Source organism: Robiginitalea rubriflava, assembly GCF_052540725.1.
Window position 1 is genome coordinate 2381507 of record NZ_CP199309.1, and the last position, 25231, is coordinate 2406737.

At 48.0% G+C, this 25231-nt stretch carries 25 protein-coding genes; 13 read left to right on the forward strand and 12 right to left on the reverse strand.

Annotated elements, in window-relative coordinates; genetic code table 11:
• Positions 1–37 precede the first annotated feature (37 nt).
• Genes mazG through ACT6NU_RS10810 form a run of 5 tightly spaced genes read left to right on the forward strand, consistent with a single transcriptional unit; the run spans position 38 to position 4731 of the window.
• Entirely contained in the window at positions 38–814 is a 777-nt protein-coding gene (gene mazG, locus ACT6NU_RS10790; RefSeq protein WP_445381684.1) for a nucleoside triphosphate pyrophosphohydrolase, read from the forward strand.
• 60 nt (positions 815–874) lie between these two features.
• The gene (locus tag ACT6NU_RS10795; protein ID WP_445381685.1) at positions 875–2248 is read left to right on the forward strand and encodes an MATE family efflux transporter; all 1374 of its coding nucleotides are present in this window, start codon (positions 875–877) and stop codon (positions 2246–2248) included.
• A gap of 23 nt (positions 2249–2271) precedes the next feature.
• Positions 2272–2499, forward strand: a complete 228-nt coding sequence (locus tag ACT6NU_RS10800) for a hypothetical protein (RefSeq protein ID WP_445381686.1) — start codon at positions 2272–2274, stop codon at positions 2497–2499.
• Position 2500: 1 nt separating this feature from the next.
• The gene (locus ACT6NU_RS10805; protein WP_445381687.1) at positions 2501–3070 is read left to right on the forward strand and encodes a phosphatase PAP2 family protein; all 570 of its coding nucleotides are present in this window, start codon (positions 2501–2503) and stop codon (positions 3068–3070) included.
• Positions 3067–4731: an ArnT family glycosyltransferase gene (locus ACT6NU_RS10810; RefSeq protein ID WP_445381688.1), complete on the forward strand. Its 1665-nt coding sequence runs from the start codon at positions 3067–3069 to the stop codon at positions 4729–4731. The genes ACT6NU_RS10805 and ACT6NU_RS10810 overlap by 4 nt, the downstream gene beginning before the upstream one ends.
• Here ACT6NU_RS10810 and ACT6NU_RS10815 read toward each other — a convergent pair.
• From ACT6NU_RS10815 to ACT6NU_RS10835, 5 genes are all read right to left on the reverse strand, one after another.
• Entirely contained in the window at positions 4728–5615 is an 888-nt protein-coding gene (locus ACT6NU_RS10815) for a lysylphosphatidylglycerol synthase transmembrane domain-containing protein (protein ID WP_445381689.1), read from the reverse strand. The genes ACT6NU_RS10810 and ACT6NU_RS10815 overlap by 4 nt on opposite strands.
• On the reverse strand, positions 5599–6558 hold the full coding sequence (locus ACT6NU_RS10820; RefSeq protein ID WP_445383853.1) for a glycosyltransferase family 2 protein: 960 nt from the start codon (positions 6556–6558) through the stop codon (positions 5599–5601). The genes ACT6NU_RS10815 and ACT6NU_RS10820 overlap by 17 nt, the downstream gene beginning before the upstream one ends.
• 55 nt (positions 6559–6613) lie before the next feature.
• The gene (meaB, locus tag ACT6NU_RS10825) at positions 6614–7666 is read right to left on the reverse strand and encodes a methylmalonyl Co-A mutase-associated GTPase MeaB (protein WP_445381690.1); all 1053 of its coding nucleotides are present in this window, start codon (positions 7664–7666) and stop codon (positions 6614–6616) included.
• 3 nt (positions 7667–7669) lie between these two features.
• Positions 7670–8233 carry a DUF2911 domain-containing protein gene (locus ACT6NU_RS10830; RefSeq protein ID WP_445381691.1) on the reverse strand — a complete coding sequence of 188 codons (564 nt, stop codon included), beginning with the start codon at positions 8231–8233 and terminating at the stop codon, positions 7670–7672.
• Between the two features lie 105 nt (positions 8234–8338).
• Positions 8339–9244, reverse strand: a complete 906-nt coding sequence (locus tag ACT6NU_RS10835) for an aldose epimerase family protein (protein WP_445381692.1) — start codon at positions 9242–9244, stop codon at positions 8339–8341.
• A 99-nt stretch (positions 9245–9343) separates the two neighbouring features.
• Between ACT6NU_RS10835 and ACT6NU_RS10840 the strand changes: the two genes are divergently transcribed.
• Genes ACT6NU_RS10840 through ACT6NU_RS10850 form a run of 3 tightly spaced genes read left to right on the forward strand, consistent with a single transcriptional unit; the run spans position 9344 to position 11874 of the window.
• The gene (locus tag ACT6NU_RS10840) at positions 9344–9889 is read left to right on the forward strand and encodes an RNA polymerase sigma factor (protein WP_445381693.1); all 546 of its coding nucleotides are present in this window, start codon (positions 9344–9346) and stop codon (positions 9887–9889) included.
• Positions 9873–10457 (forward strand): hypothetical protein, encoded by a 585-nt coding sequence (locus ACT6NU_RS10845; protein WP_445381694.1) that lies wholly within the window; start codon positions 9873–9875, stop codon positions 10455–10457. Before ACT6NU_RS10840 ends, ACT6NU_RS10845 begins: the two co-directional genes overlap by 17 nt.
• Entirely contained in the window at positions 10429–11874 is a 1446-nt protein-coding gene (locus tag ACT6NU_RS10850; protein ID WP_445381695.1) for a DUF4097 family beta strand repeat-containing protein, read from the forward strand. Before ACT6NU_RS10845 ends, ACT6NU_RS10850 begins: the two co-directional genes overlap by 29 nt.
• Here ACT6NU_RS10850 and ACT6NU_RS10855 read toward each other — a convergent pair whose 3' ends face one another.
• Positions 11875–12612: a sugar-binding protein gene (locus ACT6NU_RS10855; RefSeq protein WP_445381696.1), complete on the reverse strand. Its 738-nt coding sequence runs from the start codon at positions 12610–12612 to the stop codon at positions 11875–11877.
• Positions 12613–12774: 162 nt separating this feature from the next.
• Positions 12775–13473, reverse strand: coding sequence for a peptide-methionine (S)-S-oxide reductase MsrA (gene msrA, locus ACT6NU_RS10860; protein ID WP_445381697.1), 699 nt, complete (start codon positions 13471–13473; stop codon positions 12775–12777).
• A gap of 154 nt (positions 13474–13627) precedes the next feature.
• Here msrA and ACT6NU_RS10865 point away from each other — a divergent pair, with 154 nt between their 5' ends.
• The 3 genes from ACT6NU_RS10865 to ACT6NU_RS10875 all read left to right on the forward strand — a co-directional run bounded on the left by ACT6NU_RS10865 (position 13628) and on the right by ACT6NU_RS10875 (position 15318).
• The gene (locus ACT6NU_RS10865; RefSeq protein WP_445381698.1) at positions 13628–14269 is read left to right on the forward strand and encodes a peptidoglycan DD-metalloendopeptidase family protein; all 642 of its coding nucleotides are present in this window, start codon (positions 13628–13630) and stop codon (positions 14267–14269) included.
• A 185-nt stretch (positions 14270–14454) separates the two neighbouring features.
• Positions 14455–14691 (forward strand): hypothetical protein, encoded by a 237-nt coding sequence (locus tag ACT6NU_RS10870; RefSeq protein WP_445381699.1) that lies wholly within the window; start codon positions 14455–14457, stop codon positions 14689–14691.
• A gap of 390 nt (positions 14692–15081) precedes the next feature.
• On the forward strand, positions 15082–15318 hold the full coding sequence (locus ACT6NU_RS10875) for a hypothetical protein (protein ID WP_445381700.1): 237 nt from the start codon (positions 15082–15084) through the stop codon (positions 15316–15318).
• Here the strand turns inward: ACT6NU_RS10875 and ACT6NU_RS10880 are convergent.
• On the reverse strand, positions 15315–16022 hold the full coding sequence (locus tag ACT6NU_RS10880) for an arylesterase (protein WP_445381701.1): 708 nt from the start codon (positions 16020–16022) through the stop codon (positions 15315–15317). The two genes, ACT6NU_RS10875 and ACT6NU_RS10880, sit on opposite strands and share 4 nt — an antisense overlap.
• Positions 16023–16090: 68 nt before the next feature.
• Between ACT6NU_RS10880 and ACT6NU_RS10885 the strand changes: the two genes are divergently transcribed.
• Both ACT6NU_RS10885 and ACT6NU_RS10890 read left to right on the forward strand, forming a co-directional pair.
• Complete coding sequence (locus ACT6NU_RS10885) at positions 16091–16780, forward strand: ABC transporter ATP-binding protein (RefSeq protein ID WP_445381702.1); 690 nt, start codon at positions 16091–16093, stop codon at positions 16778–16780.
• Between the two features lie 50 nt (positions 16781–16830).
• Complete coding sequence (locus ACT6NU_RS10890; RefSeq protein WP_445383854.1) at positions 16831–19344, forward strand: ABC transporter permease; 2514 nt, start codon at positions 16831–16833, stop codon at positions 19342–19344.
• Here the strand turns inward: ACT6NU_RS10890 and ACT6NU_RS10895 are convergent.
• The 4 genes from ACT6NU_RS10895 to ACT6NU_RS10910 form a co-directional block, all read right to left on the reverse strand.
• Positions 19300–19713 (reverse strand): hypothetical protein, encoded by a 414-nt coding sequence (locus ACT6NU_RS10895; protein ID WP_445381703.1) that lies wholly within the window; start codon positions 19711–19713, stop codon positions 19300–19302. The two genes, ACT6NU_RS10890 and ACT6NU_RS10895, sit on opposite strands and share 45 nt — an antisense overlap.
• A 39-nt stretch (positions 19714–19752) precedes the next feature.
• Positions 19753–20694 carry an ExbD/TolR family protein gene (locus tag ACT6NU_RS10900; protein WP_445381704.1) on the reverse strand — a complete coding sequence of 314 codons (942 nt, stop codon included), beginning with the start codon at positions 20692–20694 and terminating at the stop codon, positions 19753–19755.
• A gap of 409 nt (positions 20695–21103) precedes the next feature.
• On the reverse strand, positions 21104–22669 hold the full coding sequence (locus ACT6NU_RS10905; protein WP_445381705.1) for an amidohydrolase family protein: 1566 nt from the start codon (positions 22667–22669) through the stop codon (positions 21104–21106).
• A 34-nt stretch (positions 22670–22703) separates the two neighbouring features.
• Positions 22704–25220: a M14 family zinc carboxypeptidase gene (locus ACT6NU_RS10910; RefSeq protein WP_445381706.1), complete on the reverse strand. Its 2517-nt coding sequence runs from the start codon at positions 25218–25220 to the stop codon at positions 22704–22706.
• Positions 25221–25231: the final 11 nt, after the last annotated feature.

Consider the following 25231-nt stretch of genomic DNA (forward strand, 5'->3'; position numbering starts at 1 on the left):
AAAGGGGTATTCGTACATTTGCCGAAATTTCAGGACTATGAATAAGCGGGAAGTACAGCTTAAGGCGTTTGATCGTTTACTGACCATCATGGACGAGCTCAGGGAGCAATGCCCCTGGGACCGGAAACAAACCATGCAATCCCTCCGGCATCTGACCATTGAAGAGACCTATGAGTTGGGGGATGCCATCCTGGAGAACGACCTGGAAGAGGTAAAGAAGGAACTGGGAGACCTCTTATTACACATTGTATTTTACGCCCGAATAGGCTCGGAAACCCGCGATTTTGATATTGCGGATGTAGCCAACGATATCTGTGATAAACTTATTCGCCGTCATCCGCATATTTATGGAGATGTATCTGTGAACGGGGAGGCTGAGGTTAAGGCGAACTGGGAAAAGATCAAGTTATCAGAGGGTAAGAAAAGTGTTTTGCAGGGCGTTCCGGACAGCCTGCCTGCCCTGGTAAAAGCCAACCGAATACAGGAAAAGGTGGCCGGGGTCGGCTTTGATTGGGAGAACCCACAGCAGGTACTGGAAAAAGTCCGTGAGGAGCTGGCAGAGATGGAGCAAGAACAGCAAAATGGGAACCCTGAAGCACTGGAGGCAGAAATGGGAGATGTATTTTTTTCCATGGTCAACTATGCGCGTTTTCTGGGAATCAATCCGGAGAATGCTCTGGAGCGTACCAACAAAAAATTTATTCAGAGATTTCAATATCTGGAGGCTCAGGCAAAATCCGTAGGGAAAACCCTTTCGGAAATGACCCTTGCCGAAATGGATGTACACTGGGAGGCAGCCAAAAACCTGGAATAGGAAGCTTCTGTAACGAATAAGAGGTTCGCCCGGCAGTTGCACCTCATAAACCTTAGTTTTTTGTTTAAGGCCTATACTAAAGAGTTTCGATACAACATCCGACTGGCATCCCCGGTAATCCTTGGGATGCTGGGGCACACCTTCGTTGCCTTTGCGGATAATATCATGGTGGGCCAGCTGGGGACAGCCGAGCTGGCGGCTGTTTCCCTGGGCAATAGCTTTGTTTTTATTGCCATGTCTTTGGGAATTGGGTTTTCGACGGCCATTACGCCACTTGTGGCTGAGGCAGACGGGGCAGGGGACACGGAGGTCGGACGTTCTGTACTCCGGCACGGCCTGCTGCTGTGTACCCTCCTTGGAATAGCCCTGTTCGGGTTAATACTGCTCTCCAAACCCCTGATGTACCTGATGGACCAGCCACCGGAAGTGGTTGCTATTGCCGGACCGTATATTGATTTGGTGGCCTTCTCTCTGATTCCGCTGATTATCTTTCAGGCCCTGAAACAATTCTCGGAAGGACTCTCTCAAACCCGTCATCCGATGTATGCCACCATAGTGGCTAATATCATCAATATCAGCCTCAATTATTTACTGATTTTCGGATCCCTCGGGTTTCCCAAACTAGGAATTGTAGGGGCAGCTATTGGTACCCTGGTAGCGCGGATTGGCATGTGTGTTTTCCTCTGGTTTATCCTGAGCAGGCGCCCTGTTTTTAAGAGATATGTGGAAGGGCTGCAGTTTGGTAAAATCCGCAAGAAAATGATGCGGAAAATTATGGACCTGGGGTTTCCCTCAGCACTCCAGATGTTTTTCGAGGTTGGCATATTTACCGCAGCAGTCTGGATCAGCGGGGTGCTGGGCAAAAACCCGCAGGCGGCCAACCAGATCGCCCTGAACCTTAGTAGTATGACCTTTATGTTCGGAATGGGCCTGGGCGTGGCTGCTATGATTCGGGTAGGGAATCAGAAGGGATTGCGCAATTATTCAGAGCTCAGGCGTATAGCTACCTCTATTTTCTTAATGACTGCTCTGCTGGAGGTGCTGTTTGCACTCCTCTTTTTATTCGGACGCAACTGGCTCCCCACCCTCTACCTCGATGTGAACGATATGGTGAACCGGACAGACAACCTGGCAGTAATGGGGATGGCGTCGGAACTCTTGCTGATCGCAGCTTTCTTCCAGATATCCGACGGGCTGCAGGTGGTAGTCCTGGGCGCCTTGCGCGGGTTGCAGGATGTAAAAATCCCTACCTGGATTACCTTTATTTCCTACTGGCTGATCGCTTTCCCGATATGTTATTACCTGGGCCTTCACACTGCCCTGAAAAGCATCGGCATCTGGGTTGGGTTGTTAACCGGGCTTACGGCCTCGGCAATAATGTTGTATCTTCGATTTCGTTATATGACCAACCGCTTGCTGTTAAAACAGGCTTAAGCAGTACTTAAGACAGAGTTAAGATGGACTTACCTAAATTTTTGCTGGGGGATAATACGGATTATCCGTCGGCTATCTTTATCATCCATACCGAGTACCCCCGCTTTATTATCAATCTTGAGAATGACGAGGTGGAGTGGCTGGAGGAATTCAGCCCTGAGGATGAAGCGGAATTAGCTGAGGAAACGGAAGGACTTATCAGACAGGCAACCGAATTCTACGATCGGGAAATTGCCAGATACGAGGATTGATATGTGGGATGCGATCATCGAAAAAGATCGGGAGTTATTCTTGTACCTGAATGGCCTGGGAACACCCGCCTGGGACGGTTTCTGGCTTTTTCTTTCCGATAAGTGGGCAGCTATTCCCCTCTATTTATTACTGCTGATTATAAGCTTTCGCAGGCTCGGATGGAAAAAGACCCTTTTGTTTTTAATATTTATCGCCCTTTTGATAACAGTCTGCGACCAGCTGGCTAATTTTTTTAAATACGGGGTGGGCCGGCTCAGGCCCTGCCACGACCCGGACCTTCAATCTGTAGTACGGCTGGTAAAGGCCCGTTGTGGGGGACGCTATGGGTATTTTTCAGCCCACGCGGCAAATGCCATGGGCCTGGCCACTTTTTTTTGTTTCTTTCTTGGGAAGGCCTGGCGCTGGTTCTGCTTTTTTCTGATTATGTGGGCCCTGGCGGTTGGTTTCAGCCGAATTTATCTCGGGGTGCATTATCCGCTGGATGTTATAAGTGGTGCCATGGCCGGTAGCTTTTTCGGCTGGTTATTCCACAGACTTTATACTTTTGCATCCTTAAAATTCGCATCATGATCTCCGCTCGTTTTTTTTGGGCCTTTCTCTTTGCGTTAATTGGCGTATACCTGGCCGGGATGTTTGCAACCCTGATGGAAAATGACTCTGCCCAGTTCGCCGTTATGGCCATGCGCATGGTACAGGAACAGGACTTCTTCAGCCTGTGGAAAGGCACGGAGGAATACCTGGATAAACCCCATATGCATTATTGGCTTGCTGCCATTTCTTACAGTTTATTTGGGATAGAAGACTGGGCCTACCGAATCCCTGCAATTCTGGCAACTCTTTTGGGGGCCTATAGCTGCTATGGCCTGGGAGGGTTGTTGTATAGCAGGAATGCGGGGAAAATTGCGGCCCTGATTTTTCTCAGTTCCCAGACCATAGTACTTTCCCTGATCGATGTCCGGACCGATGCCGTTTTAACCGGCTTTACCGTCCTGGCTATCTGGAAACTGATGGAATACCTGCGCTACGGCAGGCTCAGGCCACTGCTTATCGGGGCAGCGGCAACCGGAATAGCTTTCTCTACCAAGGGGCAGATTGCAATTGTGGTAATCGGGCTTCCCCTGATCTGTCAGCTGGGCTATACCCGGAATTGGAAACGCTTGTTCAATCCAAAAATAATCTGGGCTTTGGTTGTTTTTGGGATCGTTATCACCCCCATGCTCTATGCCTATTATCAGCAATTTGACTTACATCCTGAGAAGATGATCAGAGGGAGGGATAACCGTTCCGGGATCCTCTTTATCCTGTGGGAACAGAGTTTTGAACGCCTTAGCGGAGAAGGGGTTGGAAAGAACAGCTCAGATTACTTCTTCTTTTTCCACACATTCTTATGGGTATTCCTGCCCTGGACACTGCTGGGGCTGGCCGCCTACTGGGACCGGGCAAAAACCTTTCTGAAAAAGGCACAAAGCAGGACGGGATCCACCGAGGTGCTCACCCTTGGGGGGATTACTACCATCTTTCTGATCATCAGTTTTGCACAATTTAAATTGCCTCATTACCTCAATATCACAATCCCCCTTTTTGCCGTACTTACCGCCGGGTTCCTGGATACGATGGCTGCCTCCGGTCGTAGCAGTTGGCTGCTAAAAGCCTCGTATTTTCAGCTGGGGATTTTTGGGATTGTGCTGCTGGCCGTGTCCCTTATCGTTTTCTGGGTATTTCCTCTGAGTGTATTCCTGGCGGTAACCCTGGTCGGAGGGGTTACGGTATTTTGTGTATGGTTTATCAGAAGCCATAAAGCCCCATTACCCCGCCTGCTGGGAATCAGCCTGTTGGCCAGCCTTGTGTTAAACAGTGTACTGAATCTGCATTTTTATCCGGAATTGCTTAAGTACCAGGCGGGATCTGAGATGGCAAAACTGATCGAAAAAAGGAACCTGCAAATCAATACCATCTACAAACTCAATGAAGACCATAGCTGGGCCCTGGATTTCTATTTTGGCAAACCGCTGAAAACGATTTCAACCGGGGATATTGCGTCAGAGGAAGTGCTCTGGGTCTACGCCACAGAACAGGAACTGGAAAACCTCAGGGAAATGGGATTGGGATGGCAGGAACAGTATACAGTAAACCAGTTCAGGATCAGCAGGCTACAAGCCCGTTTTTTAAACCCCGGGACCAGGGAAAAATTGCTTCGTAAGCGGCACCTGCTGCGTATGACCAAACCCTAAAACTTCTTTTCAGCTTCAGTTGTCAGGCTCAAGACCGGCTTTTTAAAATGATAGTAGATCCCCAGCAGCGAGCATAGGGCGGTTATCAGGAAGAAAACAAGACTGATGGCAATAGCTGTATCCTCCCTTAATTCGAGCCATAGGGCTCCGTAGTAGAAAACAAGCTCCCGGCTGCCTACCCCGCCTATGGTAAAGGGAAGTACCGCAACAATACTACTGACCAGGAAGACAAACAGATAGATTGGCAGGCCCTCTTCAAGGCCCAGTGCCGCAAAAATGAAATACACACAGATCAGTTGTGAGAACTGTACCACTGCCGAAAACCCAAGTGACCCCCAAAACACGACCTGCAGGTAACTGAAAAATTTGTTGTGGACAACCCAATATATCCCAAGGCTACTTACCAGCAGTAACACAGTCCATATCTGATACCCGTCTAACCATTCGGGAGCTAGGAAAAGCAGTAACGCCCCACTGTAAAGGAAAAGTAAATACATCCCGCTGATGCGGTCGAGCAGGAGCACGGCAACAAGCTTTTTTGTCGGGCTGTCAAACGTTTTATTAAGCAGGTACCCTTTATAGGCATCCCCTCCGATTCCCCCGGGCAAAAAAAGGTTGTAAAACATCCCCAGAAGGTATAATCTCAAATTGGCATTATGAGTCAGGGGGGTGTTTATCTGATGGAAATATCGGTTCAGCCGAAGGGCCGCTACCCATTTGGAAAGCATAAAGAATAGCAGGGCGGGCAGGAGCAGCAGCAGGCTGCATTGGCTTAAAACCTCCCAAACGGAACGCAGCGGGATCTGGCTGAATACCAGATAAAGGAGTAACGCACTGAAAATGAATTTTAAGAGGGTAGTCCCTTTTTTACGCAACTTCCCCACCGATCTGGATATTTTTAATACGGTATGGGCGCTTGCTCTGTGATTCGTAGTAGGTGCGGATAAGCAATTCCATCACTATTCCGATGGTAAAGAGCTGTATCCCTCCCAGAATGAACATCATCCCGAAAATCAGCAGCGGGCGGGTACCAATATCCTCGTTAAAGCCAAGCTTGACAATTAGCAGATACACATTGATGAGCACTCCCAGAATAATCAGTAAAACCCCGAAGATCCCAAATAAGTGGATGGGCCTCTGGAAATACTTGCGGATAAACAGCAGTAGCATCATGTCTGCTATGACCTTGAAAACACGTTCCAGGCCATATTTGGAAACCCCCGCATGACGGGCGTGGTGCTTTACCGGCAGCTGTTTGATCTGTGCGCCCTCCAAATGAGCCAGCAGCGTAATAAACCGATGCATTTCTCCATACAGGTTGAGGTCTTTGGCAATGGTTTTGGTAAATACTTTCAGGGCGCAGCCATTATCCTTTATGTCTAATTTGGTGACGCGTCTTACCAGGAAATTGGCAATTTTTGAGGGGATCTTCTTGACCAGTGAATCCCTCCGCTTTTGACGGATCCCGGTAACTACGTCGTATTCTCCGCTCAGGGCGTAGGGAAGCATATTGGGGATATCAGAAGGGTCGTTTTGCAGGTCCCCGTCCATGGTAATGATGTATTCACCCGAGGCATAATCAATACCGGCTGCCAGTGCCAGACTCTGCCCGTAATTCTTTTTCAGGGCGATCATATGGATTTTCGGGTCCTTCAATTCGCGGACCACTTCCCTGGTGCGGTCGGTTGAGAAATCGTCTACATAAACGATCTGGTACTGGTACCCTTTAAGGCTTTGGTGAATTTTTTCCGTTAGCAGCCCAACATTTTCCTCTTCGTTATACAAGGGCACAACAATGGAAAGCAGTTCGTCGGTAATCACATCCATGTAATGGTACATTGATTTGCTGCCAAAGGTAATTCTTTTTTGGGCAATTCGAAGTTTAGCGGTTATCGCCCTCAGACCTGTAAATCTCCAGTAATTTTGAGGCTCCCTGGAAGGGTGTAATCTGTTGTTCCCGGACCTGGGCCTCTATTTCCGCCAATATGCCTGCAATTTTGGGATGCGAATAAAAGTCAGCACTGAGTTGCTGTTCTATACGCTGTTTTAGCCAGTTGCGGTTTTGTTCCCGACGCTTATCCTCAAAAAGAGCCGCCTCCTTAGCCTTTTTGACATAGTCTGTAATCAGTTTCCAGACCTCTGCAATCCCGCTGCCTTCAACCGAGGAGCACAGCAGCACTCTAGGGACCCAGCCTCCGGGTTTAGGGGGGTAAAGGTGCAGGGCATTTTCGAAGGTTTTACGGGCCAGTTTGGCCTGAGGCAGGTTGGTGCCGTCTGCCTTGTTAATGACAATAGCATCGGCCATTTCCACAATTCCTCTTTTGATCCCCTGTAATTCATCTCCTGCACCGGCAAGTTTGAGCAAAAGGAAAAAATCTACCATGCCGTGCACGGCAACCTCGCTCTGACCGACCCCAACGGTTTCCACCAGGATCACATCAAACCCGGCCGCTTCACACAGAATAATGCTCTCGCGTGTTTTTCGGGCCACACCCCCAAGGGAGTCTCCCGCAGGGGAAGGACGAATAAAGGCTTTAGGGGCCCTGCTGAGTTCCTGCATCCTTGTTTTGTCGCCAAGTATACTCCCTTTGGTCAGGCTGCTGCTCGGGTCTACTGCCAGTACGGCCACCCGTTTACCCTGCTGCAGCAATTGTAAGCCCAGGGCCTCTATAAAGGTACTTTTTCCTACCCCGGGTACCCCTGTTATCCCAATGCGGACCGATCGTCCTGCCTGGCTGATGGTTGCCTCGATGATTTTCTGGGCGGCCTCATAATCTGAGCTCAGGGTGCTTTCAACCAGGGTAATGGCCCGTGCCAGGGCTACCGTATCTCCCTCGCGTATGGCTTTGATCAGGGTGGGGATATCCCGTTGTGCCCTTCGGGAATCGCGTATACGTGCTATTTTGCTTTCCGATGCGGATGGTGATTTTGCCAAATGTTACAGCTTTAAGGGTACCCGGATTTCCGTCTGGTCCCATTTCAGACTTAAAAAAATATTTTGATCCCCTTCCTCAAAATCTATAAGGAAATTTTCGGAAGGCTGCTGGCTTACCATCACAGGTACCACAATCTGAAGGAGGTCGGCTTCCGGATTGCGGGTGGTCTCAGATCCTCCGCTTAAGAGCGTAACCCCCCAGTCAGGAACTTCTTTGTTGAAAATTACGGTCCATTGCTTTTGAGCAGGAATAGTCCACAGGGAATAGGTCCCTGCGGGAAGTGTATTTCCGGCAACCCGGATCGCAGTACTCGTTTTAAAGGTTGTGGGTTCATTGGCTCCGGTTCTCCAGACCTTGCCGTAGGGAACCAATTTCCCGAAAATATCCCTGCCTTTCTTTGAAGGACTGTTGTAATTTACGCTGAGCAGCGTATCTCCGGATTCATAGGTAGCCGTTTTTTCAGGACTGTGTTTTTTGGTTTGTTCCCTCAGGTAAGGCATCCCCACAAAGTAAAAGAGCAGCAGAAATGCCAGAATTATGCCCAGTACCCATTTTAGTGTTTTCATCTTACTTTTATTTGCTAGCCCTAATTTAAGGATAACATTCCAGTTGCCGTGGACTAATTTTCCCGATCAGGGATTACCTCACTTATCTGTGGCCTTTAATCTATGTTAAGGCAGGTCAAAAGTAAAAAGTGATTCATTCAGATACGTATTTCCCGGGAGGAGAATGGCCGAGGGGAAGTTTGGATGATTGGGGGCATCCGGGTAATTCTGGGTTTCAAAACAGATTCCTGCAAATGTCTCCGGGGTAAACACAATAACTGCCGGCTGATTGGTGTACACCCGTAATCGAATTCCAGAGATCCCTGAAAAAAGTTCAGCTGCCTGTTTTACCCCTTCTTCAAGGACAAAAGGGGTGTCCAGTTTTATGTTCCCCAGGGTTTTTCGACTGCTGAAATCATAAATTCCGGTATTCTCCAGGATGACTCCCGTAGGGATTAAATCCTCATCCGTTTCCAGCCTCCTGCGGCTGTTTAAGCACATTTCATAATGTGCGATCCCCGCTTCATCATCAATCTTAAAATAGGTATGGTTCGTAAGGTTCAGAACGGTAGGTTGGTCAGAGGTGGCTTTATGCCGGATCAAAAGGCTGTTCTTCTGCAGGATATACCAGAGGTGGATACTCACGTTGCCGGGAAATCCTTCTTCCAGGTGCGGACTGCGATAGGAAAAATGAATGAAGGGTTCTTCCCCGTCCTGCTTGACGGACTCTATTGTCCAGTACCTCTTGGCCAGGCCTTTGGTACCCCCGTGCAGAACAATACCGTCCGTATGGTTCAAAGGGAAGGAATTTTCAGATAATTGAAGGGTTTCTCCTCCAATTCTGCCCGCATATCGCCCTATACAGGCCCCAAGGGAATACCGGTCTTCCAGATAGTCCAGTGGCTGGTCCAGCCCCACTACCAGGTCCTGAATGTTGCCGTTCCCGGCACGAAATTGCAAGGCTTGAATGACCGCCCCGTAATTCAGGGCTTTTAGCTCTAAATGGCTGTTTTTTATTGTAATTTGTTCCAAGAGGATTACAAAAATTTTATTAAAAATACTCTTTTTTGAAACACTGCATATTTTGTGTCGTCCTTAAGATAGCAACTAAAAAATACCAAGCTGGAAACTTTGTTTGTACAGTCAGATCTGATCTCACAGTGCAGAAAACATAACCAAAAGGCTCAATTAAAGCTTTATCGCAAGTATGCCGATGGGATGTTTTGTGTGGCCATGCGGTTTTTGAAAAATACTGCAGATGCGGAAGACGTAACCCAGGAAGCCTTTATTAGGGCATTCCAGAAGATCGATCAGTTCCAGGGAGAGGTAAGTTTCGGGGCCTGGCTGAAACGCATAGTGGTAAACCGTTGTATTGATTTTCTGAAAGCCCGGCGCCAGCATTTTGTAGAATTGGAAGAACATCGGCTTAGCATTGCGGAGGAAGATGACTGGACTGTTTCTGATGCAGTATCCGTGGAACAGGTCAAAAACTGTATAGATGAGTTACCCGAGAAATATCGTTTTGTGGTGCAGCTGTATCTGGTTGAAGGATATGACCATTCAGAAATTTCCCAAATACTGGAGATTAATGAAACCACCTGTCGTACCCGTCTGATGCGGGGCAAAGGGTATCTGAAAGAACTATTAAAAAAAGAAAGCCATGTCGCAAGATCTTAGGAACTTATTAAAAGCAGATCGGGAGAAGGAGCACCCAATGCCGGAGGGACATGAGGGCCGTTTCCGAAAACGACTTCAGGAATCTTTTCCGCAAAAGCGCAAAAGCTCCTATTCCTGGTTGGGAATAGCTGCCTCGCTTGCCTTGTTGCTGAGCTTTGGAATCTGGTACTTCCTGCCTGACGGAAAGTTAGCGGTTGAAGATTCGCAAACAGTGGTAGCCCGGGATAGTACCCAAACTCCTGCTGCCATCTCGCTGGGAGACCTGTCACCGGATCTTAAAAAACTCGAACAGTATTACACCACCAATATAAACATGGAACTGGCGAGTCTGGATATTTCCGAGGAAAACAGGATGGTTGCGGATGATTTTATAGCCCGGCTCAGGGAACTGGATTCTGAATACAAGTTATTGAGCCAGGAGTTAAATGAAATTGGCCCGAATGAGCAAACCATTTCGGCTATGATCAGGAATTTTCAATACCGTTTGCAATTATTATTAAAACTGAAATCGAAGTTAAACGAATTAAAATCAACAAAAAATGAAACAGTTAACGTCAATAGCGTTTAAAGGCCTGATAATATGTGGTTTGCTTTGTATGCAACCCGCTCTGGCTCAGAATTCAAAGACCTATAAGGAATCCTTCAGGGTAGATAAAGATGCGGTTATTGAACTGAACACTTCCTATGCAGATATCGAATTTGAAACCTGGGATAAAAATGAGGTGGTAGTAGAGGCGGTAATCACTCTGGAAGGGGCTTCTAAAGAAGAAGCAAAGGATTATTTTGAGGGTGCCGGAATCGAAATAATGGGGAATAGTTCCACAGTGATGATCAGCACCAGGGGAAATGAAGCCTGGAGCTGGAGGATGGATGCTCCGAATTTCGATATGGGTGATTTTAATATCGAGATTCCCGAAATGCCTGATTTAGCCCCCATGATCAGTGATATAATGGCTGATCTCCCCGAGATAGCTGCAATGCCCCCCATGCCCCCGATGCCTTTCAAAAACTTCGATTACGAGGCGTATCAGAAAGACGGTGAGGCCTATATGAAAAAATGGCAAAAGGAGTTTGAGAAAAGCTTTGATAAGGAGTATCAAAAGGAAATGGAAGAATGGTCCAGGGAAATGGAGGCCCGTGCCGGTGAATGGGCAGCGAGATGGGAAGAGCGCAAGGCCGAAAGGATGGAGCGCCTGGAGGAACAGGCAGAAATGCGGGCAGAGCAGCGCGCAAAAATGGCAGCCGAACGCGATAAAATACGTGCAGAGGTGGCAAAGGCCCGAGAGGAAGCTGCGAAGGCAAGGGCTGAGGTACGGGAAAAGGCAAGGGATAAAGCCTCCGTTTTTTATATGCGCGGAGCTAAGGGCAGGCAAAATTTTACCATCAAAAAGACGATTAAAATAAAAATGCCAAAGAACACCCGCCTGAAAATGAATGTAAGGCACGGAGAGGTGAAAATGGCCGGAAATACATTAAACATGCGAGCAAACTTGTCTTATTCAAGTTTGCTTGCTTCGGCCCTCGAAGGCGAAAATACGCTTATAGAGGCCCGATATTCGCCTATTTCGGTCAAATCCTGGAAGGGAGGGAAGCTCAGTGCCGATTTTTCGGATAATATAACACTGGATGCAGTGGCCCGCCTGGTGCTCAACAGCACATCTTCCAATATTGAAATAGACCGGATACAGGGAAAAACCTCCATACAAAACAACCTCGGTTCCCTGACCATTCATTCGTTATCAAATAATTTTGGAGAACTGGAAGTATCTGTTCAAAATGGGGAGTTTTATGGGAAATTGCCGACTGTAGCCTATGCTATTAGCCTGAACAACAAAGCCTCTGAAGTGTTGCTTCCCAAGGGGATTACCTGGGAAAACGGAAAAGGGGCTGCAGGATCAGCCAGTAAAGGATATTTCCTGAAAAAGGGTTCGGGAAGTTCCATCGTAATTAACGCCTCTTATAGTCAGGTAAACCTTAACAACTGATTAGTCCTTCAGCAGCAGCGTCCCGAATATATCCGCATTAATCCACCCCTGGTTTTTATCTGTTCCCGGAACAAAAACCGACCCTATAAAATTTTCCCGTTCCTTACTCCCGTCATTGTCGCAATAAGCCAGTGCAAAGCCTATCTGTTTATCCGTTTTCAGGTCTACCGGGCTATGCTTCCCGCCTTCTGTATAGTCATCCCCGTATAGTGCAACGGCCACTTCCCAACTACTGATATTCCCCACTTGTTTCCTGGAAGACCTGACGTGTTCATTATACAGATGTGGTTCCCGGTCAGGACCCAGGTCTACTACGTTTCCGTCCAAAGCTACGTGGTATGCAAAGGCATTGTGGTTGTATTGGTGCAGGCCCCCAGAATTATCTTCATCGACAAAAATTTCAAGGCAATCATCGTCCCACCAGAGTTTCAGGGGGTCCGAATACTGGTCGTAAAGCGTGTCATCCGTAATTTCCACATAGAGATAAAGTGCTTTATCATCCCATAAGAGCTTGTAGCGGCCAGAAAAATCTTCAAAATCATAGGTGTCGCCCAGCCAGTTCTGATCCAGGGTATACCATTGTTGTTCATCCCAGCTGGCCTCCTGGGCATTGCCGTCCAGCACAATTTCCGAACGGCTTTTGTTTACGGGGATTATTTGATGGTTTTCTTTTTGACGTTCCCCTGAGCAGGAGAACAGCAGGGGCAGGAGCATTGCGACAAACAGTATTCTTTTCATATTTCTATTGTTGGGCGGATTCGGATAATAATTTCGGCGTCTTATGGAGGTCCTAAGCTTCCGGAATTCTTATAAATAAAGATACTTCCTTCTTGGATACAGATATAAAAATGCGGCCCGTAAATAGGCCGCATTCCTAAAAACTATCTTTTTTTCACAGGTTTAATGCGCATTTTCCTTCAGGTAATCCTGGAAATTTGCCTTGAACCGGTTGAGCCTCGGAATGGAAACATTTCGGATATACGGATTGTTCGGATGTTTTTTTTCATAATCCTGATGGTAGTCTTCTGCAGGGTAAAATTTAGTCAGGGGGCTTACCTCGGTAACGATAGGCCGGTCGTAAACCTTATTCTCCCTGAGTGCCTGCATATAGGCCAGGATAATTTTTTGTTCTTCTTCATTCTCGTAAAAGGCGATGGATCGATATTGTGCTCCCTGATCCGGGCCCTGCCGGTTGAGGGTGGTTGGGTCATGAGACCCGAAGAAAACCTGTACCAGTTCAAAAAAGCTGATTGCTTCAGGGTCATAATATACCACAACTGCCTCTGCATGACCGGTGCGACCATAACTGACCTGTTCGTAAGTAGGATCCTTTTCAGTCCCCCCGGCATAGCCGGAAACCACTTCCTTTACACCCTTTACACTTTCAAAGATTGCTTCAACACACCAGAAACACCCGCTGGCGAAATAGGCTGTTTCGTATTGCGATAAGTCTTGCTGGGATAAGCCTTTTGCGACTTCTTTATTTTCTGCTATTTCTGGGATTTTAGCTGCCTGATCTTCTTTTTTGGGCCTGGACTGGCAGGATACCATCAAAAGGCATAAACAGGCGGTAATCAATAATTTAAATTCTTTTCTCATGGTTTCTTTTTCTTTTTCGAAAATACGAACTACAGCCCTGCGGGTGCCTTTAAGAAATGTTAATTCTCAGGTATCACGAATTTATTATCCCGGAAGCCTCCCGGCAGCCAAAAGTATTTTAGATATTTGGAGACCAATTATGGAAAAGACCGGCATGCCTTTACCACTAATGCATATCCCTTTTGAGCGGGAGAAATACCTGCGGGTTGATTTATCTGTATCCAATCCGGATCTGGGGGCTTCTGTACGGGATCCGGAGGCCTGTCAGGCCTACCTGGACGAGCAACTGCGGCAACACGGTGCCGGGATAGCCTATGGCGGATACCTCGAGCAACGCGCACTGTATTCTTCTTTTGCGCACTTTAAGGATACCCTTAAAGAAGATCGGAACATTCACCTTGGGGTTGATTTCTGGGCAGCTGCAGGCAGCCCTGTAATGGTTCCTCTAGATGGGCAGGTCCATAGCTGGGCCAATCGACAAAATGCCGGAGATTATGGCCCTGTTATTATTCTGGAACACCATTTTGGCTCCGGGAAGATGCATACGTTATATGGCCATCTAGCCCCTGCAGACCTGCAGGGGCTGCATCAGGGCCAGGTATTTCGTCAGGGCCAGGTTTTGGCCCATCTTGGGGATGTAGAGGTTAATGGGGGCTATGCAGCGCACCTGCACTTTCAACTCATTCGGGAATTAGAGTCTTATTCCGGGGACTATCCCGGGGTCTGTACCGCATCCTCACTGGATTTTTACCGGCAGAATTGCCCCGATCCGCTCATTTTTTTAAACTATCAGTAAAAGGTTTACGGATTAACTACCCATTTTATCGCTAAGCGGTTTCGGCTATCCGATCCGTTTACCGATGTTTTTTTACCGCTTATCCGGATTCTTGCCAGATACCGAAAAATAAGGGTTTTTCGGCGAAATGCAAGCCGTTGAAACACGCTCCTGCCCGTTTTAATTATAGTAAAAGACCCCAAGTCATGAAAGCTATAATTACCATCGTATTTGTTCTCTTTATCGGAATCGCTGCTCAGGCTCAGAAAGCCCAGGAAGTAAAAGTTGAAACTGTTCAAATGGAAATGGTGGAGATAACTAAGATCGATGTTAACAAGAAGCAGATTAGCAGCACTGAAGTAGCCCGTCTGTATCGTCGTCCTAATGCACGTGTAAAAAAGGCCTTGAGCTTTTCTACCAAAAGGGACAGAGGGGTAGCCTAGTAAATGAAAATTCAGGATACTGGGAAAATACAATTAGATATTAAAGGAATGGCTCGCCATGCATAAACCAACAGGCCGGATATTCCAGTGTAAAAGAAATATTCAGTAAGGTAAAAGGGATAAGATCAATTATAGCTTTCAGATTGATGCAACCCCAATGCTGTGATTAAGCGGCTGTATGTAAAAATACAGCCGTCTTAATCCATCTTCCTGTCGATTAAAAACAGTTTAAACCGATAAGCGGTTTCGGGTGTCCGATCCGTTCACCGATGTTTTTTTACCGCTTATCCGGATTCTTGCCAGATACCGAAAAATAAGGGTTTTTCGGCGAAATGCAAGCCGTTGAAACACGCTCCTGCCCGTTTTAATTATAGTAAAAGACCCCAAGTCATGAAAGCTATAATTACCATCGTATTTGTTCTCTTTATCGGAATCGCTGCTCAGGCTCAGAAAGCCCAGGAATTAAAAGTTGAAACTGTTCAAATGGAAATGGTGGAGATCACTAAGATCGATGTTAACAAGAAGCAGATAAGCAGCACTGAAGTAGCCCGTCTGTATCGTCGTCCTAATGCACGTGTAAAAAAGGCGTTGAGCTTTTCTACCAAAAGGGACAGGGGTATCGCTTAAGATGTCTTGCCGGGTTCGGTTTCCAGTAGCGGCCCCAGCACCTCCCAGACATTGTCAGCCAGAATTCTATGACCTTCCTCGGTAGGGTGGATACCATCTGCCTGATTCAATTCGGGGTCCCCGCCAACCCCCAACAGCAAAAAGGGTATCAACTCCAATTGATGTTCCTCTGCCAGTTCAGGGAAAATTAGGCGAAACTCCGTTGTATATTCCGGGCCCATGTTGGGAGGGAGCTGCATGCCTGCCAGAACAATGCGGGCATCCGGATATTTCTCTCGTACTCTACTAATAATTTCCGCAAGATTTGCCCGGGTTTCCGATAGCGGGATGCCCCTGAGGCCATCATTGGCACCCAGTTCAAGGACAAATACGGCCGGCTCCTGCCGAAGTACCCAATCCAGTCGATTTTTACCACTAGCTGTGGTTTCTCCGCTAAGCCCGGCATTGACCACTGTATATGGGTACCCCAATGAATCAAGGCGCTTCTGGATGACGCCCGGAAAAGCCTGGTTCGGATCAAGCCCCAGACCTGCTGTAAGGGAATCCCCGAAAAAAAGGATCGTTTGCTCATTTCCCAATTCGGCAACCTGTTCTTCTGGTGTTGAATCGTCCTGAGGAGTTGCTTTTTTATCGGTATCCCCGCAACTGAGCAGCAGGCACATCAGGCATAAAAAAATATAACGAAACTTTAAGATTTCCGGCATGGTTCCAAAACGGGTATTTGATTAGTATTCCGTATTTTCAGCGCTTTTGGGAGATGAAAGATACAGACATGTCAAATATATTAAACGTTTACCAGCTGGAGAAAAGCTACAACAGTGGCGGGAGGCCTCTTAAAGTCCTTCAGGATATCTCGTTTTCGGTACCGGAAGGAACCAGTTTTGCAATTGTAGGGCCCTCAGGGAGCGGGAAAACCACCTTATTGGGGCTTTGTGCGGGTTTGGATACTCCGGATTCCGGTAGTATTGAACTCTGTGGGGAAAAGATTGAAATGTTGTCGGAAGACCAGCGGGCAGTACTCAGAAATCAGCAGGTTGGGTTTATTTTCCAGAATTTTCAGCTGCTCCAGACGCTTTCAGCACTGGAAAACGTCTGTGTCCCCCTGGAGCTGCAGGGAGTCCGTAATGCCCTTCCAGTGGCAAAGGAGCTCCTTGATAAAGTTGGGCTGGCCGATCGCGGACATCACTACCCCAGCCAGTTGTCCGGGGGAGAACAGCAACGGGTGGCCCTCGCCAGGGCATTTGCCAATCGCCCAAAAATCTTATTCGCAGATGAACCCACCGGAAATTTGGACGACCATACCGGAGAGAAGGTAGAAAACTTATTGTTTGACCTGAATAAGGAGGCCGGGACCACTCTTGTAATCGTATCCCACGATTTGGAACTGGCCCGTAAATGCGATCGCATCCTGCAGCTTAAGGGCGGGAAGATTGTAGTGGAATCTTCAGCCGTTACGGGATGATAGATACTACCAAAAGAAATAACAAGGCCGGTATGGGCTGGCTTTTAAAAATGGCATGGCGCGATGGAAAAGCCAGTACACGCAGGCTTTTCCTCTTTATGAGTGCTATTGTCCTGGGGATTGCGGCACTGGTCGCCATCCAGAATTTCGGGATAACCCTGGAAGAGACCATTGCAGGGCAATCCAAGGAATTGATGGGGGCGGATTTTTTAATCGATATGGATGCCCTTCCCGGGGAGGAAACCACGGAATTGCTCAGGCAAAGTGACAGTGTTGCTATTGCCTCGGCCAGGGAAGCCAGCTTTGTATCCATGGCATCGTTCCAACAAAAGCCGGGCACCAAACTGGTGCGGGTACGGGCTATGGAGGGGAATTACCCCTTTTATGGGGAGCTGCTCACGAAACCTTCCGAAGCAGCATCCGGCTACCAGCAAAATGGAACAGCCCTGGTGGATGCTTCCCTGATGCTCCAATTTAAGCTACAGCCCGGAGATTCCATTAAATTGGGGAACCGCATCTTTCATATAGGTGGGAGTATACTCGAAGCCCCGGGTAATACGGCTGTAACCACCTCCGTAGCCCCGGCAGTATGGATACCTTATAATCAGCTGGACGCTACCGGGCTTATTCAGACTGGCAGCAGGGTGGGCTATAATTTTTACTACAAGGCACCTGGCGGTTTTGATCTCGAAGCACATTACAATTTGATGGATCCGGAACTGGATATCAATGGCGCCGATATGGACCTGCACACCGATACCAGCCAGCGACTCGGGCGCCGCTTCAACAATGTAGGGCGTTTCCTGAAACTGGTTGCCTTTGTTGCACTCTTGCTGGGCTGCCTGGGGATTGCCAGTTCGGTACATATTTATATGAAGGAAAAAAGGCAATTCCTGGCCATTTTGAAATGCCTGGGAGCTTCCCGAAAACAGAGTTTCCTAATTTTCCTGATTCAGATTGTAGGCATTGGCTTACTGGGGGGTATTTTGGGGACATCTGTCGGTTTATTGCTGCAGCAGGTTTTCCCCTTTTTTATTCAGGATTTTTTGCCGGTTGACCTGGAATGGGCAACCCACTGGACTCCTGTTCTGCTCGGACTCAGCCTTGGCGTATTTATGTCTGTGCTTTTTGGTTTGCTTCCCTTACTGGGCAGCTGGTTCGTAAGCCCCCTGGCCGTCCTCAGGATTCAGGAAGGAAGCCCTGCGATTTCAAAGCGTCTGAAAACACTGGTTTTTGCTTTAATTCTTTTGGGTATCTGGCTGGTAGCCAACCAGATTCTGGGACGACCCCTTCGGGCCCTGGGCTTTGTTGCCGGGCTTGCCTGTACCTTTGCCATTCTGGCACTGATCGCCTGGGGTCTGATGCGGCTTATCAGAAGGTATTTCCCAAATTCCTGGAATTTTGAGGCAAGGCAGGGGCTACGGAACCTTTTTCGTCCCAATAATCAGACTCTGGTACTGATTCTGGCCATTGGAATCGGAAGTTTTTTGATAAGTACCCTGTATTTTACACAGGATATGCTGCTGGCGAGGGCAAAACTGGAAGATGAAACCCCTGCAGCCAATCTTATTTTGTTGGACGTACAGGCTGGACAGGAACAACAAGTGGCTTCCCAAATAGAGCCCAAGGGATTCCCGGTGCTTGAAAATATCCCGATTGTTACCATGCGCCTTGAAAAAATTAAAGATCGCACGGTTGAGGACCTCCGTAAGGATACTACCGCTACCGTAAATGGCTGGATTTTGAACCACGAATTCCGAACCACCTATCGGGATTCCCTTATTGGATCTGAAACACTGCTCTCTGGCGAATGGGTTCCGCAATTTAAAAATCAAACGGGACCAGTTCCTATTTCCCTTTCTTCCAATGTGGCCCAGGATGCCGAAGTAGTGGTTGGGGATACATTATTGTTTAACGTACAGGGTGTGCAGATGGAAACTGTGGTTGGCAGTATCCGTGAAGTGGACTGGGGCCGTTTGCAACTGAATTTCTCTATTGTGTTTCCGACCGGGGTACTGGAGGCAGCTCCCCGTTTCCATGTCCTGACGACTTATGCCGAAGATGCTGGCCGTTCTGCTGCCCTGCAACAGGAACTGGTACGGGATTTTCCGAACATTTCGGTTCTGGATATCCGGCAGCTGCTGGAGGTTGTTGGGGATATCCTTGATAAAATTGGCTGGATTATCCGTTTTATGGCCTTCTTCAGTATTCTTACGGGCCTGATTGTACTGCTCGGGGCCGTCCGCACCAGCAAGGTACAACGGATCAGGGAAAGTGTCTTGTTGCGGACCCTGGGGGCCCGTACCAGCCAGATCCTTAAAATTACGGCTTTGGAGTACCTGTTCCTGGGGGCAATTGGAAGTATTATGGGTTCTCTTCTCGCTTTGGTAGCCACTCAGTTACTGGCCTACGGCGTCTTTGAAATGAGTTTTATCCCTTCCTGGATACCCTTTTTGGTAGTGGTTCCGGGCATTAGCCTGTTGGTGCTGGGAATAGGATTGTTCAACAGCCGGCCGGTTTTAAACAGCCCTCCCCTGCAGGTACTCCGGCGCGAAGGGCTCTAGCGCATTCATTAATTTTTCCTTGTCCCCGGGATTTATAATACCCAAATTCAATTTTATTTTCTGATCCGGGGATTGCAGGATCAGTTCTCCCGCAAAGGTTTTTAAAGTGGTTAATTCCTTCAGATCAACCTCTTTTTTGCGAAAACTGTATTCGGTAAGCGTACCGGATTCCAGGCTTGCATAAGGCAGGAATCGGTACCACAGGAAACCTCCTGCATAGGCTAGACCTAAGAAAAGCCAGGCATAATCCAGCCAAAAAGGGTTATCCTCAAGGGTAAAATTTAGGATTCCAATTATGGTAAAAATTACTGCCTGTACCCCCCAGATGATTTGCTGTCTTTTCGAGTCCCGTACAATGAGCTTCTCCATCAAAGTGTATTAATCACTTAAATCTAAGAAAAAAGTGGATTAAGGGGATACAATCAGGATGGGGAACTGCCGGGTCACCAGGGCGGTTTCCTCAGGATTCAGTTCCAGAAAGGTTTTATTGAACCGGCTTCGTGCGTAATTATTGCGCACCGTAGTGATTGACAGTGCAATTTCATCTTTCAACCGGGTCAGCTCGCTGTATTTTACGTCCGATTCCACTTCCAGAATGTATACGGCATCCTTCTGAAACTGCAGTATATGGGTACTGATGGTTTCCTTGAGTTGTTCCAGACTGTATATGTTATCATTAACAACAAGTTGTTGTTCCTCGTTAAGGTATATCCTTAAAATATTTGCCCCGGAACTTTGAAGGCCTCCGGTTGCCTGTAGCTCGGCCAGGCTTGGGAGCTCGAGGCTAACCTCCGTTGCCGACATATCGATGATATAGTAGGTAAAAAGCCTGTAGTAGGGAAGCTCAAAGTCTGTGTCCGCCAAAACTTCCAACAAGTTTGCCGCTTCAACCGAAGCGCTAGCCTGTTGTTGCAGTAAATTATTTTTGGTAATCGCAAAACGATATAAGGTACTTTCCTCAGTTACAGAGAGTAGTTTGCTTTGCATATCCCGGCAATCCAGATATACCAGTGAATCTTTCTCCAATTGCAGGAACCTTGGCCCAAAATTGCGTTCTACGGGTCGGATTATGCGCTGCCCTGAAGCAATCTGTTGCAATAAGCCCCGGTAATCTGACGCTGAATTTGTTTCAAGCAGCCCTTCTTCTATAAGTTCCCCTTCAAAGGTAAGCATCAGGCTGTCCAGGCTGAGCCCCGCATTTGGATAAGCACCCCGGATGCAATCGAACAGCTTATCTTCAGGCCGTGATTGCTGTGCCAGGCCCTCCCCGCAAATTAGCGGCAGGGATATAAGGCAGAGAAACAAGCCGAATAAACGGTGTCCCGGTATGGGAAAGCGTAATTTCTTCATAGCCCTGTCAAGATACGGATTTTTGGCAAGTAATATCAGCAGGAAATGAGCCGTCCAGTGTTCAAACTATAAATCTTGACAGTCTAAAAGGGTTGATTTGTTTCAAAATGAGCACTTTAGCTAAAAAACACACCCTTTAACCCAAATCTTGCAGTCTTTGTAAGGGGTCTCCTATATTAGCTAGGCGTTATTTGAATTAGACCCAAATAGTGCCATTTAAAACCTAATCTTATGATGTTGACAATCATTGCACTTTCAGGAATAAGTGTTTTACTTTATCTGTCCGTTCGAAAACTTAAGCCTGTTCGCGTGCACTCTGGAAAAAGAAGGATAAAATAAGGCTTTCAACTAATTAAAAAAGGCTCCTCTGAGGGGCCTTTTTTAATGAGCGTTCAGAACGGAATTACCCCTAATCCCTCCCGGGTTGTCTTATCTCAAAACCTTCCTTTGCTTTGGCTGCAGCAACTTGTTTTTTAACATCCTCAAGCAATGCCTTGGCATCGTAAACAATACCGTCTTTTATGGTATAGGTAACGCCCCCAACCCGAACCACTTCATTGTTTTCGGTCAGCTTGATGGCACCTGTACCGTATAGGGCCTTAAAGTTTTCAAGGGGGTTTTCCGAAACGATTACCATATCGGCAAGTTTCCCAACGGCCACTGTCCCGATATCGGCATCCATCCCCAGGGCCTCTGCCCCGTTTAAGGTAGCCGCTCGTATTATTTCAAGCGGGTGAAACCCGGCTTCCCGCAGTAATTCCATCTCCCTGATATAAGCAAAACCGTATAGTTGGTAAATAAACCCTGAATCAGACCCTACCGTGACCCGGCCACCCCGGTTTTTATATTCATTTATAAAGGTCATCCAGAGGCGATAATTCCGCTTCCAGGCCACTTCCTGTTCCGTTCCCCAATAATGCCAGTAGGAGCCATGTGAGACTTTGCTGGGGGCGTAAAAACGCCAGAGGGAAGGCAGGGTATATTCTTCATGCCATTCTGCCCTGCGTGCACGGTGTAGATCCCTGCTGGCTTCATAAATATTGAAGGTGGGATCCAGGGTAAAATCAAGCTCCAGCAATTCATCCATCACCGCGTTCCAGTGAGCGGAGTAGGGGGCAGCTGCCTGCTCCCACAATTTCCCGGCTTCTTCAAAACGATGCTGTTCGTTGTTGTAATTATAGTCTAAAGGGTAATTCTGTACGGTTTTATCCTCAAATAGGGCCTCTGGCAGGCCATACCAGTGTTCCATACTGGTGAGCCCGGCACGGGCCGAATGCAGCACGTTCCAGCGGGCTACATCCATTTGGGCGTGGTGGCAGGCCGAACGCAACCCCAGCTTTTTATTTTCATCCAGGGCTGCAGCCATGATTTCGGGAGCGGCCCCAAAAAACTTGACGCCATCCGCACCTTTTTTGGCATTGGCCCTGACCCATTCCCGGGCCTGTTCGGGAGTGCTGATGGGGCCATTACTTCCCTGTCCGAAACCGGTATAAGCCAGAATCCTGGGGGCGATAATCCGGTTAGCCGCGCTTTTTCTCTTTAAATCGAGGGTGAAATCTACCCCCCGGCCACTGGGTTCCCTTACGGTTGTGACCCCATGTCCCATCCATAGTTTAAAAACGTAGTCTGGTTCAGCCCCCTGGGCGGTACCCCCGATATGCCCGTGCATATCCACAAATCCCGGGAGGACATACATGCCTTCGGCATTGATTTCCTTTCCTCCGGCTTGTAATTGCGGCCGGTTAGCAGGGTCTATGGCAACCCCGGGATATCCGACAACCTTTACCTGACGAATCCTGTTATTTTGAACTACAATATCCACAGGGCCGATGGGTGGGGCACCATTCCCGTTTATAAGCATCGCGCCCCTTATAAGCAGTTGTTCAAACGGGCCTTCTGAAAAGGAATTTTGGGCATTTAAAGCGAAGGTAACACCCCATAAGGCAGTTAAAATTAATAGGCTGAATTTTTTCATGCTTGGTTGATCTTTTTACAGGATTATCTGAGATTTATTCGGGAATCCGAATGTGATTTCCGAGAAAAAGTGCGTTTAAAAACAGGCGGTTTGTGCCATACCAGGACCCCCTGAAATTAGGGTTATCTGCAAAGAGGATTACCCTGCCACTACCCAGTTTGCTGACCAGGAGGGAGGCAGCTCCTTTGAGGAACTCCCTCTTATTTTTTTCAGTTAAAAACCCGTCTATATGGGGGTTTTCAGTATACTGGGCCACCGTAGAATAAGGGTTTTTACTGGGTTCCATCCACACCTCGTTGTTCTTGTAGACCGGAATTTTCGCATTGCCGTAACCAAAAGCCAGAGGGTGAGTAGGATCGAGATCTACCTCCAGAATAACGCCACCAACACTTTCTTTGCCAATATTTTCCGGGGCATCCACATAGGGAAGCCGTTCCGTTAGTGCCGCACTGTCTTTTTCTGCTTTACGGCGCTTTTCGCTTACCCATTCCTTGTCGATAACATAGGAAGCCGCCCCGGCTATGGTTACCAGCGTATTGCCCGCGGCTACCCAGTCTTTGATGCGCTGTTGCTGGCTATCAGATAGGCGATACCGGCCACTGACCATAACCAGGGTATTGTACTGCTTCAGGTCGATGCCGTCAAAATTCCGTAAGGGCAGCTTTGTAATGGGCATATGTACCCGGGTATCCAGCAAATGCCAGACCTCCCCGGCCTCGTAAGAGCGAACGCCTTCCCCGATAAGCATGGCCGCTTTGGGCTGTTCCATGGGCCGAATATAGCGGCTGCCCAGATCTACACCTTTGAGGTGATAGCCCGATTTTACGGCATAAACAGGTACCTGAAATTGTTCCTGGGCTGCCGTAAGTATTTTGTGGATATCTGAAGATGATTTCTCCTGCGGGCTCACAGCAACAACCATGCTGCCATAATCAAAACTTTTTTCCGTCCCATTTACCCGGGTGGTAAAGGGTTTAAAGGCTGAGGCAACAACGACTCCTTCTTTTTGCAGCTGATAGGCAAGGGCTATGGAATTGTAGTCATTGCCATCGATAATATAGGCGTAGTCAGTCTTTTGAACCGGGGAGACAGGGAAAAGTCCTTCGACACTGGTAACCGCCTCGCCCCGTCTGAAACTGCGCAATGGGCGGTAGTCAATATTATAGAAATTGGCGACGGACCAGGCGGAGGCATCGTAAAAGACACTGTCCCTGTACCGGTTGTAGGTCTCAAAAAAGGTTTGCACCATACGGAATTGGGGCTGGCGGGTCGGAATCACAAAGGCGTCTTTCCCATCTTTATATACCTCGATCCGGTGGATAAGCAATTTATCCAGAAAGGCCTTCATCCGGTTTTTATCCTGCTTTTCCTCAATTTTGTAGGCCTCTACCCTGGACGTCGCTGCCCTGAGAAGGGCAGATTTGAAGAAATCCTGCTGGTATTTCCGCAGCAGGTCCTTATTCTCCACGGCTGCCTTTACCGTTGCCATCCCCGAGACCAGCTGGTTCCGGATGGTAAAGGGGAAATCAATGGTGCCGTAGGCGGTTTTCTGAGAATGCCCGCGGGAGCTGGCCTGTTCAAAAAGCAAGCCCAACCCTCCCTGTAAATCCGGATAGGAGGAACCGTATCCCGGATAGGTGCCATCGAATACTTCTTTTGTAAAGTATAGGGAGCCAATGCTGTCCAGGGCACTGGCGAAATAGGTGCCAAAAAGTTCATTCAGGTCTTCGTAGTTTTCTTTGGGCATGATCGGGTACAGGGAGCCATTGGCTTTCATCGGTTCAAAAAAGTGGGTGCTCTGCGTGCCCATTTCGTGAAAATCAGTAACCACATTGGGGTACCATGTATGGTACCAGTTTAATTTGCCGCGGCTCTCGGGGTTGATGGCCAGAAGCCAGTCGCGGTTGAGGTCAAACCAGTAATGGTTTGTACGTCCTCCAGGGAAATATTCATTGTGTTCTGCATCCTGCGGATCCGAAACCAGTGGGTTAGCCCGGTAGGAATTGGCCCATTGGGTATGCCGGTCCCTTCCATCCGGATTGATGGTCGGATCCAGGAATATAACGGCCTCATTTCGGTAACGCACAATTTGCGGGTTTTGAGAGGCCAGGAGGATATAAGCCGTAAGCAGGGCCGCCTCTGAGCTGGAAGGCTCATTTCCATGTACGTTGTAACCCAGGTTGATAAAGGCCGGCAGGCTTTCATCCACAGCAGGGCTGGCCGTAGGGTCTACATAGCTCAGGTGACGTTCCTTGAGGGATTCCAGATTCTGAAGGTTAGCAGCCGAACTAATGCGCAGGATAACCAATTTGCGTTTTTCATGGGTCTCTCCGTATACTTCAATTTCGGCCCGGTCTGAAGCGGCAGCCAGGGTTTGCAGGTAATGCACAATACGGTCATGGCGGGTGTGGTATGATCCTATCCCGTACCCCAGAAAATCTTCCGGAGAAGGAATGTCCTGGTCAAAAGGTTCGTATTGTTTGAGAAAATAATCCTGTGAATAACAAATGGAAATGCTCAGCAGGAGCAGATAAGAAAACAGCTTGCGCATGGGTTGGAATT